Source organism: Bradyrhizobium sp. USDA 4461, assembly GCF_054055655.1.
In genome coordinates, this window is sequence record NZ_JBSRXM010000001.1 from 459,671 (window position 1) to 478,562 (window position 18,892).

Genomic DNA, 18,892 nt, shown 5'->3' on the forward strand with positions numbered 1-18,892 from the left:
TTTTAAGAGGAGTGCGATCATGAGCACGGAGCGCAAAGTCGCGGTCATCACCGGTGCATCGCAGGGGATCGGCGCCGGCCTCGTTCAAGCCTTCAGGGATCGAGGCTGCCGGGTCGTCGCGACATCGCGCTCGATCAAGCCGGGCGCCGACGCGGATCTCGTTGCGGTGCCAGGCGACGTCGGCGCGCCCCAGACGGCGGAGCAGGTGTTCAAGGCGGCGCTGGATCGTTTCGGCCGCGTCGACACGCTGGTCAACAACGCCGGCATCTTCATGGCCAAGCCGTTCACGGCCTACTCGCAGGACGACTATGCGAGCTACATCTCGACCAACGTGACCGGCTTCTTCCACATGACCCAGCGTGCGCTGGAACTGATGAGCAAGCAGGGCCACGGCCACGTCGTCACGATCACGACAAGCCTGGTCGACCAGCCGATGAGCAGCGTGCCGGCCGCCCTCGCCTCGCTCACCAAGGGCGGGCTGAACGCCGCGACCCGCGCGCTCGCCATCGAATATGCAAGCAGCGGCATTCGCGTCAACGCGGTGTCGCCCGGGATCATCAAGACCCCGATGCACCCGAGCGAGGCGCATCCGGCGCTGGCCGCGCTGCACCCGGTCGGCCGGATGGGCGAGATATCCGACGTCGTCGACGCGGTGCTTTATCTCGACGGCGCGGGGTTCGTCACCGGCGAAGTGCTGCACGTCGACGGCGGTCAGGCGGCCGGCCACCACATGCCGTAGCGGCGGCGATGTCGGCGCGACGTCTCGGCACCAGCCTGACTTCGATTGGAACGGTACGCGACATCACCTGTTTATGGTTCATGCCCCGGTACTATTTCGATTTTCGAGACGATGAGGCAGCTTCCCTGGACCAGGAAGGGATAGACCTGCGCAACGTCATGGAGGCGCAGGAAGAGGCAGCGCTTGCCCTCGCCGATTTCGCAAGAGACACGCTGGCCGCTGTTGGCGCCAAATCGGACCGCGAACTTTCAGTGAGCGTCAGAGACGAGCGTGGCACGATCTTCCGGGCGAAATGCGTCTTCGGGTACGATCGGTTCAGAAACTAACCGACGAAGAACCCTCGCGCTGTGTTCACTATTGGACATACCTTTCCATGGTGACCCGCCATAATGGTTCCATCACCGCACAACCCTGGCTTCTATCGGTGATGAGAACGCCGGTTGCGCTCCCGCCCACTCCACAGGGAGTCCAAAACATGAAACGACGGCGGTTTACGCAGACAGAATCCCTTCAGCAACGGCTCGCCGCGTTCGCCGAAGCGGCGCGCGCGGAAGCGGCGAAGCTCTCTCCCGGCGCAGAACGTGACGCGCTTCTGAAGAAGGCGCGGCGGGCCGATACGGCCTCGCATCTGGACGACTGGGCCGCGTCGAAAGGACTGCAAGCGCCCAAGTAGGCAAGCGCTGAAGTAGGCAAGCGCGAAGTAAGGCGCGCCCTCCTGGCGCTAGCCAGGCCCGAAGATAATGTAGAGCAGCGTCACGCCCACCACGGCCGTCCAACCGATCGACGCCGCAACGGCCCATACCTGCACCGGCATCGGACAGCCCTTCGCAATCAATGATGCAGCACGAAGAGGCCGCTGGCGCTGGTCAGCGACCTCTTGAACCTGGTCTCAAATGAACGTCTCTGCGATAAAAATAGTCATCTCAGGTCCGCCATGATTAGACCGGGAATTTGCCAGGCTGTGAAGCACGAACGGGCCCACCGATCGACGAAACTCTGGTGACGTTGCGAGTACGACACATATACCGCACGATCCCATTTATTCGTTTTTTCCGAATTTGTCTTGACAAGCCACCCAACTCAGATGTTCAATAGGCGCATCTCACCCGATCGAGGGGCGCTGCGCATCGTCAGGAGTGTTGCGGTGAGATGCGGTGGACGCTGCTTGCGCACTGACGACGTGCACGATGCGGCGGACGGCGAAGTCGTGCAGACCTGACGCCCTAGCGGCAGGTGTCTCCCGCGAGATGCGACAGCGTTTCGCGGCGACGGTGACAAACAAGCCCAGTCTCACCGGGGCGAGCACGTATAAGCCGTAAAACCATCGCGCAGGGAAAGCCGGGTTGTTTCCGGTTACACCTGTGGTCCTACCTCCCGCGTTTTTTATTACGCGGGACCCATGGGTGCGATCGGCACCCGGCTTTCCCTGCGCCCTCTGATTTCAGGGCGGCGAAACGACGATCAAAGCTCGGGCAATCATGTCGCGAGAATGCGAAGCTGCGTCCTTATCCTCAACTGTCGTCGCCCGGCTCGCCGCCTCCGCTAAAGCTTCGGCGCGCCACGGACTGCTTGCCTCGTCGAAGCCTTGGCGTAGACGGGACCGGGCGATCCAGTACGCCGCGGCCCATCGGCTCAACAACAACTGCCCCTGGAATACTGGATCACCCGCTTTCGCGGGTGATGACACCGAACAAGACCGAACACGCCACCGCGACATTGCGCCGCGAACCGCGCTGCGGCGCAACAATCAAAATGAGACTGCCCGTTAAGCCACATGGCAGCGACGACATCCGCGCCGCGCCCGCCTTCGGCTAGCTTTGCGGGCAACAACCGGACGCCGATCGGCCTTCGTACCCCAAATGCAAGGCCAGGTGGATTCCGGCGACAACACAGAGGGAGGAAGCGATGTTGAAGGGCAGTTTGGGACTGATTGCGTTGAGCAGCCTGTTGCTTTCGGGCACGGCGTTCGCCCAGGAGAAGATCAAGGTCGGCGTCACCGCCACGCTCGAGGGCACCTATACGGTGCTCGGCGAGGACGGCATGCGCGGCTTCCAGACCGCGCTCAACGTGCTCGGCAAGAAGATCGGAGACAAGGAGCTCGACTTCGTCGTCGCCTCGACCGACGCGACGCCGGACTCCGCGGTGCGCGCGGTGCGCAAGCTGATCGAGCAGGACAAGGTGCAGATTCTGCTCTCGCCGCTGTCCGGCGACGAAGGCATCGCGGTGAAGAATTTTGCAAAAACCCACCCCGAACTGACCTTCGTCAACGCCGCCTCCGGCGCGCAGGAGACGACCTATGTCGATCCGGCGCCGAACTTCTTCCGCTACAACATGGACGGCGCGCAATGGCAGGTCGGCCTCGGCAAATACGCCTATGAGACCAAGGGCTATCGCAAGATCGCGACCGTCGGCGAGGACTACTCCTTCATCTACACCCAGGTGTTCGGCCTGGTGCTGGAGTTCTGCGCCGCCGGCGGCCAGGTCACCAACCGGCAATGGGTGCCGCTCGGCACCAAGGATTTTGCTTCCGTCATCGCGGCGCTGCCCGACGATGTCGATGCGATCTATCTCGGCCTCGGCGGCGCCGACGCCGTCAACTTCCTCAACCAGTATCAGCAGGCCGGCGGCAAGGCGCATCTGATGGGCGGCTCGATCATGATCGACCAGACCATCCTGTCGTCAAAGGGCAGCGCCAAGAACGCGCTGATCGGCACCATCGCAGCCAGCGGCCAGGCCGATACCTGGGAGGATCCGAACTGGCAGAAATTCGTGAAGGCCTACCAGGACTCGTTCCCGGAGAGCAAACGCTTCCCGAGCCCGTCGCTCCTCGCCACCAACTATTACGGCTCGACCATGGCGCTGATCCTGGCGCTGCGACAGGTCAATGGCGATCTCTCCAACAACCAGGCCAAGCTGAAGGACGCGCTGGCCAAGATCGAGATCGATGCGCCGAACGGCAAGATCAAGCTCGATGCCAACCGCCAGGCGATCGGCACCAATTTCGTCACCGAGGTGGTCGATGACGGCAAGGGCGCGCTGTTCTCCAAGGTCGTGAAGGTGATCCCGAACGTCAACCAGACGCTGGGCTACGATCCGGCCGTGTTCGCCAAGATCGGCCTGCCGAGCCGCACGGTTCCGGAGTGCAAGAAGTACTGACGTATTTGTTGCAAGTGCGAGCAAGCCAGCCGTGACCGGGGCGCGCGGTTGCATCGAGAGCCCTGCTCGCCCTTGCTTTCCGCGGGCGGATGATGAACGCTTGTCGAAAAGACAAGAACATCCCGCGGGAGTGGAGGCATGAGCAGGGCGCTTGCCGTCTTCCACGGCCGGTTCGGTCGCGCGACGGTCTATCAGTTGAACCGTCCCTTCAACGTGCATGCGCACCGCGAAGGGCATTTGATCTTTCATGTCGGCGGCACGCCGGCGCAGATCGACGTCGCCGAGCAGCGCCTGCTGCTCAAGGACGACACCGTGGTCGCGGTCAACCCGTGGGAACCGCACAATTTCCTGCCGACCGACATGGACCATGGCGCGATCTTCTTCGTGCTCTATGTCAATGCCGAATGGTTCGCGCCGCAGGGGGCGAATGCGCAGGCCATGCGGTTCGGCCGCACCTTCTTTCCGCGCACCGAGGCGCTCGACCGGCTGATCCGCCGCACCGCAGCGCTGGTGTGCGGCGCGCCATCGCTGCGCAGCCTGGATTGCGAGCTCAGGCAGCTGATCGATTCCTGCTACGAGGAAAGCTGGCAGGCGACCGAGGGCGCGCCCGCCGCCGCCGCGGTGACCGACTTCCGGGTCCGCAAATCGATCAAGCTGATGTCGGAAAGCCCGGGCGCCGAGATCGAGCTCGACGCGATCGCGCGCGAGGCGGGGCTGTCGCGGCCGCATTTCTATCGGCTGTTCCGGACGCAGACCGGCGTCACCCCTCACCTCTACATGAACACGCTGATCATGGAGCAGGCGCTGGATGCGCTGGTCGCGACCGAGGCGCCGATCGCCGACATCGGCTTCGATCTCGGCTTCTCCTCGCAGAGCGGCTTCACCCGCTTCTTCGCCGCCAATGTCGGCATGGCCCCGACCGACTATCGCCGCGCCGCCAAGGTGTTGCGGCCATGAAAGGAGTTCCCGCCAGACGATAAAAGATACTCTCGATCAAATCCGGCGCCTTCGCCCTCGATAGGATATCGGACACGCGGCCCGGCAGACGGTCGCGACCAGTTGAGGGAACGCGACGGAGATGGCCAGGTTCATCGAACGCCATCCGGCCTGGGCGCTGATCGTGATCATCGCGGTCGCGGTGCTCGCGTGGCTGGTGTTCGCGATCTGGCCGCCGGGGCTGGAAGCCGCGATCGGCCGCAAGCGCGTGTTCCTCAATGCCGTGCTGAACGGCATCACGCTCGGCGGGCTGTATTTCCTGGTCGCAAGCGGCTTCACGCTGATCTTCGGCCTGATGCGCAACGTCAACCTCGCGCACGGCTCGCTCTACCTGTTCGGCGGCTATATCGGCTATGCGGTCAGCACCTGGACCGGCTCCTGGATCCTCTCCTTCATCGTCGCCTTCATCGCGGTGGCGCTGGTCGGCGTGATCCTGCAGCTCGTCGTGTTCCGCCGCATGGAGGGACAGGACCTCCGGCAGACCATGGTGACGATCGGGCTCTCGATCGTGTTCGCCGACCTGATGCTGTGGGTGTTCGGCGGCGACTTCTACCAGGTCCAGACCCCGAGCTGGCTGATCGGCCCGGTACAACTGCCGCTGCTCACCGCGATCAAATCATCCGGCGAGCCGGTCTATCTGCAATACCCGCTGGTGCGGCTGGTGATCTTCCTGGCCTCCGTCGCGATCGGGATCGCGATGTGGCTGGCGCTGAATCGGACGCGGATCGGCATGATCGTGCGCGCCGGGGTCGACGACCGCGACATCCTGGCCGCGACCGGGGTGCGGATCCAGCTGGTGTTCGTGCTGGTGTTCGCGCTCGGCGCGGGGCTTGCCGGCATCGCCGGCGTGGTCGGCGGCACCTTCCAGTCGTTGTCGCCTGGCGAGGACACCCGCTTCCTGCTCGCCTCGCTCGTGGTCGTGATCGTCGGCGGCATGGGCTCGATCCCGGGCGCCGCGCTCGGCGCCGTCATCATCGGCCTCGCCGAGCAGCTCGGCTCGGTCTACATCCCGACCTACGCCATCGTCGTCACCTTCCTGATCATGGTGCTGGTGCTGGCGCTGCGGCCGCAGGGCCTGCTGGCGAGGCGATGAGATGTCGTTGCTGCAGAGCACCCAGTTCCGCCCCGATCCGTCCACCAGCACGGCCCGCCGCGCGCTGATCCGCGCCTGGCCGGAATTCCAGAACCCTGCGGCCTGGCTGGTGGCGCTGATCCTCGTGATCATGCCGCTGGTCGCCAACGGCTTCTTCCTGATCGAGATCTTCGCCACCACGCTGATCCTCGGCATCATCGCGCTCAGCCTGATGTTCCTCGCCGGCTATGGCGGCATGGTCAGCCTGATGCAGCTCACCATCGCGGGCTTCGCCGGCTACATGGTCGCGGTGTTCGGCATCAGCGGCAACGCCAATATCAGCCTCGGCTGGCCGTGGTGGCTGGCAACGCCGATGGCGCTGGCGCTGGCGACGCTGTTCGGCACGCTCGGCGGCGCGCTCGCGGTGCGCACCGAGGGCATCTACACCATCATGATCACGCTCGCGATCGGCGCGGCGTTCTACTACTTCACCAACCAGAACTGGGCGATCTTCAACGGCCACACCGGCATCAACACGGTCGCGACGCCGCATTTCTGGGGCGTCGACTGGCGCAGCGACATCGCCTTCTACTATGTGACGCTCGGCGTCGCTGCGATCTGCTATTTCGCGGTCCAGTATGTCTCGCGCGCGCCGTTCGGCCTCGCGCTGCAGGGCGTGCGCGACAATTCCCGCCGCATGGCTGCGCTCGGCTTCAATCCCAATGCGCACCGCATCGCGGCCTACGCCTTCGCCGCCTTCATCGCCGCGCTCGGCGGCGTGCTGCAGGTCTGGAACTACCGGCAGATCTCGCCTGGCTCGGTCAGCGTCGGCGCCTGCATCGATGTGCTGATCATCGCCGTGGTCGGCGGCATCACGCGGCCGATCGGCCCGTTCATCGGCGCGCTGATCTTCGTCCTGCTGCGCACCTTCGCGCTCGACGTGCTGATCAAGTTCGGCCTCGACGGCAACCGCTTCCGGCTGCTGATCGGACTCGGCTTCCTCGCCATCGTGTTCTGGTCGTCCGACGGCGTGATCGGGCTGTGGGAACGCTGGCGGCGGCGCCACGCATCCGCGACGCAACGTTCGGGCGGAGGCCGCCATGGATAGTGTCGCGCAGCGGCTGTCCGTGGTCGGCGCCGGTGCCGCGCTGGAACTGCGCGGCGTGACCCGGCTGTTCGGCGCGCTGGCGGCGTTGACCGACGTCACCATCACCGTGCGCCCCGGCGAACGCCGCGCGGTGCTCGGCTCGAACGGCGCCGGCAAGACCACACTGTTCAACTGCATCACCGGCGACTTCCCGCCCTCCTCCGGCACCATCCGCTTCTTCGGCGAGGACATCACCCAGTTCCCGCCCTATGAGCGCATCCGCCGCGGCTTGCGCCGCACCTACCAGATCTCGGCGCTGTTCCCCGGCCTCACCGTGCAGGACAACGTCTACCTCGCCTGCCGCGGCGTCTCGCGCGGCCGCTTCTCGTTGCTGCGCCCGGGACAGAACGACGCGCTGATGCACGCGACCGAAACGCTGGTGCAGGCCGTGCATCTCGCCGGCGTGAAGGACCAGCGCGTCGCCGAACTCGCGCACGGCCAGCAGCGCCAGCTCGAGATCGCGCTGGCGCTGGCCGGCGCGCCGCGCTTCATCCTGTTCGACGAGCCGGCGGCCGGGCTGTCGCCGACCGAGCGGCGCGAGCTGATCGAGATCCTGACCTCGCTGCCGGCGCATATCGGCTACATCATCATCGAGCACGACATGGACGTCGCGCTGCGCGTCGTCGAGAGCGTGACGATGATGCACAATGGCCGCATCTTCAAGGAAGGCCTGCCGCGCGAGATCGAATCCGATCCCGAGGTGCAGGAGCTTTATCTCGGAGGCGGCCATGAATGACCGCCGCGCCGCGCCGGCGCTCGAGGTCAAGGGCCTCGACGTCTATTACGGCCATTCCCACGCGCTGCAGGGCGTCGATCTCACGCTGGACTCCGGCGTGTTCTCGGTGGTCGGCCGCAACGGCATGGGCAAGACCACGCTGTGCAAGGCGATCATGGGGCTGGTCCGCGCCAGCGGCGGCTCGATCCGGATCCGCGGCGAGGAGGTCACGCGGCTGAATCCGGCGCGGATCGCCCGGCTCGGCGTCGGCTACGTGCCGCAAGGCCGCCGCCTGTGGCGATCGCTGACGGTCGACGAACATCTTGCGCTGGCCGGCGGCCTGCGCCGGGGTGCCTGGACCATCGAGCGCATCTACGACACCTTTCCGCGCCTCGCCGAGCGCAAGACCAACGGCGGCAACCAGCTCTCCGGCGGCGAGCAGCAGATGCTGGCGATCTCCCGCGCATTGCTGACCAATCCGCAGCTCCTGATCATGGACGAGCCGACCGAGGGTCTTGCGCCCGTGATCGTCGCCCAGGTCGAGGAGATGCTGCTGCGCCTCGGCGACGAAGGCGACATCTCCGTTCTGGTCATCGAGCAGAACATCGGCGTCGCGACGGCGGTGTCGCGCAACGTCGCCATCATGGTCAATGGCCGCATCAATCGCATCATCGACTCCGCGCGTCTTGCGACCGACCGCGAGTTGCAGCAGCGGTTGCTCGGCGTCGGCACCCATGGCTCGGATGAGACCGATGCCGACGCGACGCCGGCGAAAGCCGAAGCCGCCGGTGCGTCGCCGCAGCCGGAACGCAAGGGGCCGGTCCGAGTCTACGTCTCCAATCCCGTGCTGCCGACGCGCTGGTCGCAGCCGGTGCCGATCGCCCGCATCGAGGCCGCCGCGCGGACGCAGTCCGCCGGAGTGACACGGCTTGAAGAGGCCACCCGCACGCGGCGCGAACCCGCAACGTCGAAAGCATCGGGGCCGCCCGTCGTGCTGGTCGTCGGCACGCTCGACACCAAGAGTGCGGAGCTGCGCTTCATCCGCGACATCATTGCCGGCAGCGGTCTGCGCACCCGGCTGGTCGACGTCTCGACCAGCGGCAAGGCGGCGAGTTGCGACGTCACCGCGCAGGAGATCGCGCTGAACCATGGCCGCGGTGGCGCTGGTGTGTTCGGCTCCGATCGCGGCGCTTCGGTCACGGCGATGTCGGACGCGTTCGAGCGCTGGCTACGGCGCCAGGGCAATATCGCCGGCATCATCTCCGCCGGCGGCTCCGGCGGCGCGTCGCTGGTCGCGCCGGGCATGCGCGCGCTTCCGGTCGGCGTGCCAAAACTCATCATCTCCTCGGTCGCATCAGGCGACGTCGGCCCCTATGTCGGCCCTGCCGACATCACCATGATGTATTCGGTGACCGACGTGCAGGGCCTCAACTCGATCTCGCGCACGGTGCTCGGTAACGGCGCCCATGCGCTGGTCGGCATGGTCAGGGCGCGGCTCGACGAACAGACGAGCAAGCAACGTGACACAGGCACGCAGCTTCCCTCCATCGGCATCACCATGTTCGGCGTCACCACGCCGGCGGTGCAGAAGATCGCGGCCGAGCTGCGCGAGGATTTCGAGTGCCTCGTGTTCCACGCCACCGGTGTCGGCGGCCGCTCGATGGAGAAGCTGGTCGAGTCCGGCCAGCTCGCCGGCGTCATCGATCTCACCACGACCGAGGTCTGCGACCTGCTGATGGGCGGCGTGTTCCCCGCGACCGAGGATCGTTTCGGCGCCATCATCCGCAGCCGCGTTCCCTATGTCGGCTCGGTCGGCGCGCTGGACATGGTCAACTTCGGCGCGCCCGAGACGATCCCGGAGCGCTACCGGCAGCGCAAATTCCATGTCCACAATCCGCAGGTCACGTTGATGCGGACCACGCCGGAAGAGAACGAGCGCATCGGCCGCTGGATCGGCGAGCGGCTCAACCAGATGGACGGACCGGTGCGCTTCTTCCTGGCCGAGGGCGGCGTCTCGGCGCTCGATGCGCCGGGCCAGCCGTTCTGGGACCCGGACGCGGACGCTGCGCTGTTCCGCGCGCTGGAGCGCACCGTGCGCCAGACCGGCAACCGGCAGATCATCCGCGTCAAGCGCAACATCAACGATCCCGAGTTCACCGCCGCCGTCGTCAGCGCATTTCGTCCGCTGCTCGGACGCGCCGGTGGTCGGCGGAGAGTGGCGAGGTGACCCATGGCCAGGTTTGAACGCGCGGCGCTGTTGAAGAAGTTTCACGCCATGATCGCACGCGGCGAGCCGATCGTCGGCGGTGGCGCCGGCACCGGACTGTCGGCGAAATGCGAGGAGGCCGGCGGCGTCGACCTGATCGTGATCTACAATTCCGGCCGTTACCGCATGGCCGGCCGCGGTTCGCTCGCCGGCCTCATGCCCTATGGCGATGCCAACGCCATCGTCGTCGAAATGGCCGGCGAGGTCTTGCCGGTCGTGACCAACACGCCGGTGCTCGCCGGCGTCAACGGCACCGACCCGTTCCGCGACATGGATGTGTTCCTCGACCAGCTCAAGGCGCTCGGCTTCGCCGGCGTGCAGAACTTCCCGACCGTCGGCCTGATCGACGGCACCTTCCGCGCCAACCTTGAAGAAACCGGCATGTCCTACGCGCTCGAGATCGACATGATCGCGAAGGCGCATGACAAGAACATGCTGACCACGCCCTATGTGTTCAGCGAGCAGGAGGCGACCGCGATGGCGATCGCCGGCGCCGACATCATCGTCTGCCACATGGGCCTGACCACCGGCGGCACGATCGGCGCGCAGACCGCCTTGAAGCTCGAGGACTGCCCTGCCCGCATCGAGGCCTGGGCCGAGGCCGCGCTCAGCGTCAACTCCAAGATCATCGTGCTCGCGCATGGCGGTCCGATCGCGGACCCGGCGGATGCCGATTTCATCATAAAGCAAACCCGCAACTGCCACGGCTTCTACGGAGCCTCCTCGATGGAGCGCCTCCCGGTGGAACGGGCGCTGACGGAACAGGTTCGCAAATTCAAGGCGATCGGCGCGCGCTAGAGCCGCCGTGACCAAGGGAGGAAGAGATGTCGGGGATGCTGGTCGGTGAATTGATCCTCTGGCTCATCGTCGCAATCGTCGCGATCGTCATCATCGTCTATGTCGTGAACTGGCTGTACCATCGCTCGTCGAAGGAGGTCTCCTTCGTCCGCACCGGTTTCATGGGCGAGCGCGTGGTGATCAATGGCGGCGCCTTCGTGCTGCCGTTCATCCACGACTACACGCCTGTCAACATGAACGTGCTGCCGATGGGGATCGTGCGCTCGCGGCAGGACGCGGTGATCACCCGCGACCGCATGCGCGTCGACATCGAGGCCGACTTCTACGTCCGGGTCCAGCCGACCCGCGAGGCGGTCTCGATCGCCGCCGCTACGCTCGGCCGCCGCACCATGGAGCCCGGGCAGCTCCACACCCTGCTCTCCGGCAAGTTCATCTCCGCGATCCGCTCGGTCGCCTCGGAAATGACGATGGAGCAGATGCACGAGCAGCGTGGCGACTATGTCGCGCGGGTCAAGGCCAATGCCGCGGAGGCGCTGGCGCAGAACGGCCTTGAGCTGGAGTCGGTCGCGATCACCGATCTCGACCAGACCGACCTCGAATATTTCAATCCCTCGAACCGGTTCGACGCCGAAGGCTTGACCCGCCTGATGGAGGACATCGAGGCCAAGCGCAAGCTGCGCAACGATATCGAGCAGGACTCGATGATCAAGATCCGCTCCCGCAATCTGGAAGCCGAGCGGCAGGCGCTGGAGATCGAGCGCGAGAGCGAGACCGCCCGCCTCGAGCAGGAGCGCGACATCGAGATGCGCCGCGCCCTGCAGCGCACCGAGGTCGCCCGCGAGCGCGCGCTGCGCGAGACCGAGTCGGAGCAGGCCCAGATCGCCGCCCGCGAAGCCATCGAGAAGGCGCGCATCGCCAATGAGCAGGCGATCACCGAAGCCCGGATCGCCTCGGAGCGCGAGACCAGGCACAAGGAGATCGAACGGACCCGCGCGGTCGAGGAAAAGGAGCTGCTGGCCCGCGAGGAAATCGAGAAGGTCCGGATCGCCAACCAGCGTTCGGTCGACACCACGCGCATCGCGTCCGAGCGCGAAGTCCGCCAGCGCGAGATCGAGCGGATGCGCACGGTCGAGGAGGCCGAGATCGCCGCCCGCGAAGCGATCGAGAAGGCGCGCATCCAGCAGGATCGCGTCGTCACCGACGCCCGCATCGCCAATGAGGAAGAGACCCGCCGCCGCGAGATCGAGCGCAGCCGAGCCGTCGACGAGGCCGAGATCGCCGCCCGCGAGGCCACCGAGAAGGCGCGCATCGCCCAGACCATGACGGTCAATGTCGAGCGCATCTCCTCGGATGAGCGCACGCGCGCACTGGAAATCCAGCAGGTGCGCACCATCCAGGAAGCCGAGATCGAGGCGCAGAAGGCGGTTGAGGCCGCCCGCATTGCCCGCGAGAAGACACTGGCGGCCGAGCGCATCGCCGCCGACCACACCACCCGCAAGCTCGAGATCGAGCGCAACCAGGCCGTCGAGATCGCCGGCATCAGCGCCCGCGAGGCCACCGAGGCGTCGCGGATCGCCCAGGAAGAGCACGTCCGCGCGCTCGAAATCGCGCGCACCCGCGCGATCGAGGAAGCCGACATCGCCTCGCGCGAAGCGATCGAGGCCGCGCGGATCTCGCAGGAGAAGTCGGTCGCCGCGCAGCGCATCCGCGCCGAGCGCGAGACCCGCGGGCTCGAGATCGAACGCACCGAAGCGATCGAGGCCGCCGAGCTGAAGCGCCGCGACGCGATCGAGCGGCAGCGCATCGATGTCGAGCTGGCGCTGGAAAGCGAGCGGATCGCCTCCTCGCGTACCCGCGAAGTGCTCAACATCGACCAGAAGAAGACGATCGAGCTCGCCGACGAGGAGCGCGTCATCGCGCTCGCCGCCAAGCGCTCGGAGCGGATCGATGCCGACCGGCAGGTGCGGCAGGCCGAGATTGTGGCGCGCAAGGAGGTCGACACGACAGACGTCTCGCGCGAGCAGGCGCTCGAGGCAGCCCGGATCGCGCGGCGCCGCGCGATCGAGCAGCTCGAAGTCGCCCGCAACCAGTCGCTGCAGGAGGCCGAGATCGCCGCGCGCGAGGAGGTCGAACGCGCCCGGATCGCATCGGACCGGGGTCTGGACGAGGCCCGCATCGGCCGAGAACGCGAGCTGCGCAAGCTCGAGGTCAACCGCGAGAAGGACGTCGAGACCGCGCTGATGGAGAAAGCCATCGCGCTGCATCAGAAGTCGCTGGAGGAATCCGCGGCGCGCGCTGCGGCAGAGGACGCACGGATCCGCGCCACCGAAGCGGCCGAGCGCGTCGTCACCGCGCGCGAAAGCGAGATCGCCAAGCGGCGCAAGACGGTCGAGGTGCTGCTGGCCGAGAAGCAGGCCGAGGAGACCAGGATCGCTGCCGAAGCCGAACGCGTCCGCGCCGCGGTCGAGGCCGAGGCGCAGCGATTGCTCAACGAGGCCGAGAATGTCTTGACCGACCAGGCGCGCTACTCGCTGTTCCGCCGCAAGCTGCTCGACCGCATCGAGGGCATCGTGCGCGAGAGCGTCAAGCCGATGGAGAAGATCGAGGGCATCCGCATCCTCCAGGTCGACGGCCTCAACGGCAACGGACATGGCAACGGCACCTCGCGCAGCGCCACCGACGAGGTGATCGATTCGGCACTGCGCTACCGCGTGCAGGCGCCACTGATCGACTCGATCCTGTCGGACATCGGCGTCGAGGGCGGCAGCCTCGCCAAAATGCCCGGCCTGATCCGCGAGGCCCGCGACATGCAGGGTATCAAGGACTCCGCACGCAAGGGCGGCGGCGATCCCAAGCCGGCAGCAACCGAGGGCGGCGGCGAGCCGGCGCGCCCTGAGCGCACGCCGCGCAAGAAGGACTGAGCTGACACCATGGCACGGGTTTACGTCTCGACCGTCGTCAATGCCCGCAATGACCGGGTCTGGGCTCGCGTGCGCGATTTCAACGGGCTGCCGAACTGGCATCCCGCGATCGCGGAAAGCCGGATCGAGGGCGGCGAGCCCTCCGACAAGATCGGCTGCGTCAGGGACTTTCGCCTCCGCAACGGTGACCGGATCCGGGAGAAGCTGCTCGGCCTCTCCGACTACGACATGTTCTGCACCTATTCGATCCTGGAATCGCCGATGGGCGTCGAGAACTACGTCGCAACCTTGCGGCTGACGCCGGTCACCGATGGCGACCAGACGTTCATGGAGTGGACCGCCGAGTTCGACTGCGCGCCGGAGCGCGAGACCGAGCTCGTCAACAATATCGGCGGCGGCGTGTTCCAGAGCGGCTTCGACGCGCTGAAGCGGGCATTCGGGGGTTGAAGACGTGATCGCAACGGCTACGAGCGATGCGCTTTCCACCCCCTCGCCCCGCTTGCGGGGTCGAGACGAGCGAAGCTCGCTCTTAGAGGGTTGGGGTGAGGGGGAGTCTCCGCGGAGACGGTCGCAGTTGGACTCGTGGAGAGTCCTCCTCACCCGGAATCTGCGCGTCGCGCAGATTCCGGCCTCGCCCCGCTTGCGCGGCGAGGTAAAACGCGACGAGCTGCGCGTTAGAACTATATCTCTCGGGGAGTAGCCGTGCCGCATATCGTCAAAAGCACGATCCTGAATGCACCGACCGATGCGGTGTGGGCCGTGCTGCGCGATTTCAATGGCCATGACCGCTGGCACCCGGCGGTCGCGAGCAGCGGCATCGAGCGCGCGCAGCCCTCCGACAAGATCGGCTGCGTCAGGCGCTTCAAGCTGAAGGACGGCGCCGAGCTGCGCGAGCAGCTGCTGGCGCTGTCCGACTTGGAACAGAGCTTCAGCTACTGCCTGCTCGATACGCCGATCCCGATGTTCAACTACGTGGCGCATGTCCGCCTGCTCCCGGTCACAGACGGCGACCGCACCTTCTGGCACTGGGAATCGCGCTTCACGACGCGCACCGAGGACAGGGATCGCATCACGCAGATGGTCTCAGAAGATATCTACCAAGCCGGCTTCGAGGCCATCCGCCGGCATCTGACGGAGGCCGCGTAAGCGGGGACAAACATCATGCCAGTCACGGTGAAGACTTTCACCAGCACCCACGACGCCGCAGCAGCACTGTCGTCGGATCGCAGCGCCCGCTATCTCGGCGGCGGCACGCTGGTGATGCGGGCGCTGAACGAGGGCGACATCTCGATCTCGACCGTGGTGCGCGCCAGCGACCAGGCGATGACGCGGATCGACGCCACGGGCTCGCGCATCACACTTGGCGCCGGCGTCACCTTTGCCCGCATCCTGGCCGAACGCGATCTCGCCTTCCTGCACGGCCCTGCCCGCTCGATCGGCGGGCCGGCGGTACGCAACATGGGCACGGTCGGCGGCAATCTGTTCGCGCCGGTGCCGTACGGCGACTTCACGGTCGCGATGCTCGCGCTCGACGCCATGGTGTCGGTGCAGGGCGGGCTCGGCGGCCGCGAGATCCCGATCGACGAATTCCTGCAATCGCGCGACCGGCAGACCGGCGTGCTGGTGCTGGCGATCTCCTTCGCCAGGCCTGGCAGCGCCGATGCGTTCCGCTACCGCAAGATCGCGCGCATCAAGCCCAAGGGCGGCGCGGTGATCACACTGGCGGCGCATCTGCCCCTCAACGGCGGCCGGATCGTCGGCGCCCGCGTCGCGCTCGGATCGATGGCGCCGACGCCGCTCCGCGCCCGCGCCGCTGAACGCGCGCTGGAAGGACGGTCGCTCGACGCCTCGACGATCGGTGCAGCGGCAACAGCAGCCGTCGAGGGAACATCGCCCGGCGACAATGCGCTCGCCAGCGCCTGGTATCGCCGCGAGATCGTCGGCGTGCATCTCCGCCGCCTGTTGTCCGGTCAGGAATAGCTCATGGCCAAGACCCCGCTCCAATTTCGCCACAACGGCCGTGACGTCGCGATCTTCGTCGACGGCGGCACCAACCTGCTGGTCGCGCTGCGCGAGCTGATCGGCGACATGACGCCGAAATTCGGCTGCGGCCAGGGCGGCTGCGGCACCTGCAGCGTCTTGATCGACGGCGAACTGCACCTCTCCTGCCTGACGCTGGCGGAGGCGGTCGCCGGCCGCTCGGTCGAGACGCTCGACGGCATCAAGGACGGCCCCAATCTGCACCCGTTGCAGCGCGCCTTCGCCGACAATTTCGCCGCGCAGTGCGGCTATTGCACGCCGGGCATGCTGATGGCCGCGAAAGCGCTGCTCGACCGCAATCCGCAGCCGAGCCGCGCCGAAGTGGTCGAGGCGATCTCGGGCAATATCTGCCGCTGCACCGGCTATGAGCCGATCATCAACGCCGTGCTGGCTGCCGCGTCCGGCGGCCGGGCTCGCGCGTAAGGGAACAGTGCCATGCTGGAATTGCGCAAGGACATCTTCGCCGACGAACGCGACGACAACCTGAAGGAAATCGGCAAGGGCACGCAGCGCCAGGACATGCTCGGCCATGTCACCGGCACCTCGCCCTATTTCGACGACCACAAGCTGCAAGGCATGCTGCATCTGAAGGTGGTTCGCAGTGCGCATCCGCACGCAAGGCTGCGCCGGATCGACACCTCCGAGGCCGAACGGTCGCAGGGCGTGCGGCGCGTGATCCGTGCCTCCGATGTGCCGCGCAATCTGAACACGCTGCTCTCGCTGATCAATTTCGGCAAGGATGACGAGCCGTCGCTGGCGGCCGACAAGGTGCGTTACAAGGGCGAGCCGATCGTCGCCATCGTCGCCGACAGCCCGCGCGAGGCCTATGAGGCCATCGCCAAGGTCAAGATCGACTATGAACCGCTGCCGGCGGTGTTCGACGTCGAGGACGCGCTGAAACCGGGCGCACCCGTCGTCAACGAGGTCTATCCGAAGAACACCTTCACCTATCACGAAACCTATGATCGCCAGCAACTGCGATTCGGCGATGCGGATCGCGCGCTGGCTACCGCCGACCACGTGCTGGAGCAGCGCTACCAGATGTCGCCGATCGAGCACGCGCCGACCGAAACCAACGGCTCGATCGCGGCGCCCGACACCAACGGCCGCTACATCGTCTACACTTCGACGCAAGCGCTGTTCTTCTCGGTCGACACCTGCGCAAAGATCCTCGACGTGCCGTCCAACACCTTCCACTTCATCGGCGGCACGGTCGGCGGCGGGTTCGGCGGCAAGGTCGATACGTTGACCGAGCCGCTCTGCATCCTCGGCGCGATGCTGACCGGGCGCCCGGTGCGCTACGTGTTCGGGCGCGAGGAGGAGATGCAGTACGGCCCGCCGCGCGGCGCGGAGCGCATCTACATCAAGGACGGCGTGATGCGCGACGGCCGGGTCGTCGCCCGCAAGGTGCGCGCCTATTTCGACAGCGGCGCCTATACAAGGCTGTCGAGCTATGCCGCGGTGAAATGCGCCGCGCATCTGCCCGGCCCCTACACGATCCCGAACGTGCATGGCGACGTCTATTGCGTCTTCACCAACCGCACGCCCGCGACCGCGATGCGCGGCTTCGGCGTCACGGCGATGGACTTCGCGATCGAATGCCAGATGGACAAGCTCGCGCATCTCGTCGGCATGGACCCGATGGAGTTCCGGATCCTCAACGCCTATCGCGACGGCGACATGAAGGCGCACCGCCGCGAGGCCAAGAACACGGCGCTGATCGAGTGCGTGCAGGTCGCGGCCGAGAAGGCGAAATGGCCGCTCCGCGAGGAGTTCAAGCGGATGTCGTCGCGCAGGGATGGAGGCGGCGCGCGCGCCGCCGTGACGCCGACCCCGCGCGAGATGCATGCGCCAGCGCCCGCGGCGTCGCAGCAGCGCACGACATATGATCGCGCGCCGGCCGCCACCCGCGAGCCGCCGCCTCCGCCGGCACCGCCCTCGCCGCCGCGGCCGAGCGCGCCGTCGCATGGCGCCACCCGCTTCTCTTCCGTCTTCGGCACCAGGAGGCGCTGACCATGACAAGGCATCGCGGACGCGGCATCGCGTCGGTCAATTATCCCATCGGCATGAATCTCGGCGGCGATCCGAGCCAGGCGCTGGTGCATTCCAACCCCAGCGGCAAGTTCACCGTGGCGCTGTCGTCGATCGACCTCGGCCAGGGCATGAAGTCGGTGACGCGGCAGATCTGCGCCGAAACGCTCGGCGTGCCGGTCGAGGACGTCTATGTCGACACGGCGGATTCCGATACCGGGCCGCACTGCATGGGCTCGTTCGCCTCGCGCGGCACGCACCGGGTCGGCAACGCGGTGATGGCGGCGGCGCGGGAGGCGCGCGGCGTGATGATGGAGGCGGCCGCCGAGGAGCTCGAGGTCAACGCTGCCGATCTCGAGACCGACGGCCGCGGCAACATCCATGTCAAGGGTGCACCGCATCGTTCGATCTCGACCAAGGATGTCGCGATCGCCGCCCAGTTCAAGCAGGGCAAGACCATCTCGGGCCGCGGCATTTTCCTGGTGCCGCTGTCCGATGTCGATCCCGAAACCGGCGAGATGTCGCCGGCGACCTGCTACGCGCATGCCTGCCTGGTCGCGGAGGTCGAAGTCGATGACGAGACCGGCGAGGTCGACATGGTCAGGATGGACTCCGCCTACGAGCTCGGCCGCGCGCTCAATCCGCGGCTGGTCGAGCAACAGCTGGTCGGCGGCGCCTGGATGGGGGTCAGCCACGCGCTCTACGAGACGCCGGAGCCTTATTATCCGGAGCCGGTGCACGGGCCGCGTGATTTCGTCGAATACCTGATGCCGGGACCGGGCGACATCTGCCCGCACGACATCGCGGTGCTGGAACGCCCGGCGCCCGACGGCCCGTTCGGCGCCAAGGGACCCGGCGAGATGTGCGCCAATCCGGTGCTGCCGGCTGTCGCCAACGCGATCTTCAACGCGGTGGGCGTCCGGATCGACGATCTGCCGATCACGCCGGAAAAGGTATTGCGCGCGATCCGCGCGCAGGGCGGCGCGCGGCCGCAGCCGCGGCGCTGAGGTT

General features: G+C 66.6%; 17 protein-coding genes. All 17 read left to right on the forward strand.

All coding sequences use genetic code 11. The features are described 5' to 3' along the window. Positions 1–19: 19 nt before the first annotated feature. The 17 genes from ACVINW_RS02215 (at position 20) to ACVINW_RS02295 (ending at position 18,888) form a co-directional block, all read left to right on the forward strand. Complete coding sequence (locus ACVINW_RS02215) at positions 20–739, forward strand: SDR family NAD(P)-dependent oxidoreductase (RefSeq protein ID WP_456749790.1); 720 nt, start codon at positions 20–22, stop codon at positions 737–739. An 8-nt stretch (positions 740–747) separates the two neighbouring features. Then, positions 748–1,065, forward strand: coding sequence for a DUF6894 family protein (locus ACVINW_RS02220; RefSeq protein ID WP_456749791.1), 318 nt, complete (start codon positions 748–750; stop codon positions 1,063–1,065). A 149-nt stretch (positions 1,066–1,214) separates the two neighbouring features. Further along, positions 1,215–1,412 (forward strand): hypothetical protein, encoded by a 198-nt coding sequence (locus ACVINW_RS02225; protein WP_456749792.1) that lies wholly within the window; start codon positions 1,215–1,217, stop codon positions 1,410–1,412. A gap of 1,232 nt (positions 1,413–2,644) precedes the next feature. After that, on the forward strand, positions 2,645–3,895 hold the full coding sequence (locus ACVINW_RS02230; RefSeq protein WP_456749793.1) for an ABC transporter substrate-binding protein: 1,251 nt from the start codon (positions 2,645–2,647) through the stop codon (positions 3,893–3,895). A gap of 138 nt (positions 3,896–4,033) precedes the next feature. Next, the gene (locus ACVINW_RS02235; protein WP_456749794.1) at positions 4,034–4,852 is read left to right on the forward strand and encodes a helix-turn-helix transcriptional regulator; all 819 of its coding nucleotides are present in this window, start codon (positions 4,034–4,036) and stop codon (positions 4,850–4,852) included. A gap of 121 nt (positions 4,853–4,973) precedes the next feature. Beyond that, on the forward strand, positions 4,974–5,984 hold the full coding sequence (locus tag ACVINW_RS02240) for a branched-chain amino acid ABC transporter permease (protein ID WP_456749795.1): 1,011 nt from the start codon (positions 4,974–4,976) through the stop codon (positions 5,982–5,984). 1 nt (position 5,985) lies between these two features. Continuing rightward, on the forward strand, positions 5,986–7,071 hold the full coding sequence (locus ACVINW_RS02245; RefSeq protein WP_456749796.1) for a branched-chain amino acid ABC transporter permease: 1,086 nt from the start codon (positions 5,986–5,988) through the stop codon (positions 7,069–7,071). Then, the gene (locus ACVINW_RS02250; protein WP_021075866.1) at positions 7,064–7,846 is read left to right on the forward strand and encodes an ABC transporter ATP-binding protein; all 783 of its coding nucleotides are present in this window, start codon (positions 7,064–7,066) and stop codon (positions 7,844–7,846) included. Before ACVINW_RS02245 ends, ACVINW_RS02250 begins: the two co-directional genes overlap by 8 nt. Continuing rightward, entirely contained in the window at positions 7,839–10,052 is a 2,214-nt protein-coding gene (locus ACVINW_RS02255; protein ID WP_456749797.1) for a Tm-1-like ATP-binding domain-containing protein, read from the forward strand. Before ACVINW_RS02250 ends, ACVINW_RS02255 begins: the two co-directional genes overlap by 8 nt. A 3-nt stretch (positions 10,053–10,055) precedes the next feature. Further along, the gene (locus ACVINW_RS02260; RefSeq protein ID WP_456749798.1) at positions 10,056–10,889 is read left to right on the forward strand and encodes a phosphoenolpyruvate hydrolase family protein; all 834 of its coding nucleotides are present in this window, start codon (positions 10,056–10,058) and stop codon (positions 10,887–10,889) included. A gap of 26 nt (positions 10,890–10,915) precedes the next feature. Next, positions 10,916–13,810 carry a flotillin domain-containing protein gene (locus ACVINW_RS02265; protein WP_456749799.1) on the forward strand — a complete coding sequence of 965 codons (2,895 nt, stop codon included), beginning with the start codon at positions 10,916–10,918 and terminating at the stop codon, positions 13,808–13,810. A 9-nt stretch (positions 13,811–13,819) separates the two neighbouring features. Further along, a complete protein-coding gene (locus ACVINW_RS02270) occupies positions 13,820–14,257 on the forward strand; it encodes an SRPBCC family protein (protein ID WP_456749800.1) in 438 nt (145 codons plus the stop codon). 255 nt (positions 14,258–14,512) lie between these two features. Then, positions 14,513–14,956, forward strand: a complete 444-nt coding sequence (locus ACVINW_RS02275; protein WP_456749801.1) for an SRPBCC family protein — start codon at positions 14,513–14,515, stop codon at positions 14,954–14,956. A gap of 15 nt (positions 14,957–14,971) precedes the next feature. After that, a complete protein-coding gene (locus ACVINW_RS02280; protein WP_456749802.1) occupies positions 14,972–15,790 on the forward strand; it encodes an FAD binding domain-containing protein in 819 nt (272 codons plus the stop codon). A gap of 3 nt (positions 15,791–15,793) precedes the next feature. After that, the gene (locus tag ACVINW_RS02285; protein ID WP_456749803.1) at positions 15,794–16,273 is read left to right on the forward strand and encodes a (2Fe-2S)-binding protein; all 480 of its coding nucleotides are present in this window, start codon (positions 15,794–15,796) and stop codon (positions 16,271–16,273) included. Positions 16,274–16,285: 12 nt separating this feature from the next. Then, entirely contained in the window at positions 16,286–17,863 is a 1,578-nt protein-coding gene (locus ACVINW_RS02290; RefSeq protein ID WP_456749804.1) for a xanthine dehydrogenase family protein molybdopterin-binding subunit, read from the forward strand. A 2-nt stretch (positions 17,864–17,865) separates the two neighbouring features. Next, complete coding sequence (locus ACVINW_RS02295) at positions 17,866–18,888, forward strand: xanthine dehydrogenase family protein molybdopterin-binding subunit (RefSeq protein ID WP_021075858.1); 1,023 nt, start codon at positions 17,866–17,868, stop codon at positions 18,886–18,888. The last annotated feature ends 4 nt before the right edge of the window (positions 18,889–18,892 follow it).

Bases quoted from the DNA above. Each gene is read 5' to 3' on its own strand.
- ACVINW_RS02215 (WP_456749790.1), top strand. From the start codon at position 20: ATGAGCACGGAGCGCAAAGTCGCGGTCATCACCGGTGCATCGCAGGGG.
- ACVINW_RS02220 (WP_456749791.1), top strand. From the start codon at position 748: ATGTCGGCGCGACGTCTCGGCACCAGCCTGACTTCGATTGGAACGGTA.
- ACVINW_RS02225 (WP_456749792.1), top strand. From the start codon at position 1,215: ATGAAACGACGGCGGTTTACGCAGACAGAATCCCTTCAGCAACGGCTC.
- ACVINW_RS02230 (WP_456749793.1), top strand. From the start codon at position 2,645: ATGTTGAAGGGCAGTTTGGGACTGATTGCGTTGAGCAGCCTGTTGCTT.
- ACVINW_RS02235 (WP_456749794.1), top strand. From the start codon at position 4,034: ATGAGCAGGGCGCTTGCCGTCTTCCACGGCCGGTTCGGTCGCGCGACG.
- ACVINW_RS02240 (WP_456749795.1), top strand. From the start codon at position 4,974: ATGGCCAGGTTCATCGAACGCCATCCGGCCTGGGCGCTGATCGTGATC.
- ACVINW_RS02245 (WP_456749796.1), top strand. From the start codon at position 5,986: ATGTCGTTGCTGCAGAGCACCCAGTTCCGCCCCGATCCGTCCACCAGC.
- ACVINW_RS02250 (WP_021075866.1), top strand. From the start codon at position 7,064: ATGGATAGTGTCGCGCAGCGGCTGTCCGTGGTCGGCGCCGGTGCCGCG.
- ACVINW_RS02255 (WP_456749797.1), top strand. From the start codon at position 7,839: ATGAATGACCGCCGCGCCGCGCCGGCGCTCGAGGTCAAGGGCCTCGAC.
- ACVINW_RS02260 (WP_456749798.1), top strand. From the start codon at position 10,056: ATGGCCAGGTTTGAACGCGCGGCGCTGTTGAAGAAGTTTCACGCCATG.
- ACVINW_RS02265 (WP_456749799.1), top strand. From the start codon at position 10,916: ATGTCGGGGATGCTGGTCGGTGAATTGATCCTCTGGCTCATCGTCGCA.
- ACVINW_RS02270 (WP_456749800.1), top strand. From the start codon at position 13,820: ATGGCACGGGTTTACGTCTCGACCGTCGTCAATGCCCGCAATGACCGG.
- ACVINW_RS02280 (WP_456749802.1), top strand. From the start codon at position 14,972: ATGCCAGTCACGGTGAAGACTTTCACCAGCACCCACGACGCCGCAGCA.
- ACVINW_RS02285 (WP_456749803.1), top strand. From the start codon at position 15,794: ATGGCCAAGACCCCGCTCCAATTTCGCCACAACGGCCGTGACGTCGCG.
- ACVINW_RS02290 (WP_456749804.1), top strand. From the start codon at position 16,286: ATGCTGGAATTGCGCAAGGACATCTTCGCCGACGAACGCGACGACAAC.
- ACVINW_RS02295 (WP_021075858.1), top strand. From the start codon at position 17,866: ATGACAAGGCATCGCGGACGCGGCATCGCGTCGGTCAATTATCCCATC.